Here is a 223-nt window from a genome sequence, read left to right as displayed (position 1 = left end):
CCGCGGGTCGACACCCGCACGTCGAATCCCACCGCGCGCTGCGGCTCGACGATCTCCTCGACGAGATGGCTCAGCGAGACCGTCTCGAGGAAGCCTTCTTCCTCCTCCCCCCTGGAGGTGAGCTTGGTGAGGATCGAGCGGCAGCGCTCCACCTGCTCCTGCAGGAGCCGCAGGTCCTCCGCCACCGGGCCGTCCTTGGGCAGGGCATGCGCAAGCTCCTTGG

General features: G+C 69.1%; 1 pseudogene. It reads right to left on the bottom strand.

What is annotated here, in order from left to right:
- Positions 1-223: pseudogene (locus E4K09_RS04370) on the bottom strand (sensor histidine kinase); the annotation flags it as partial.

The organism is Microvirga pakistanensis (assembly GCF_004458765.1).
GTDB lineage: Bacteria > Pseudomonadota > Alphaproteobacteria > Rhizobiales > Beijerinckiaceae > Microvirga > Microvirga pakistanensis.
This window is presented reverse-complemented; position numbering and strand designations above follow the sequence as displayed.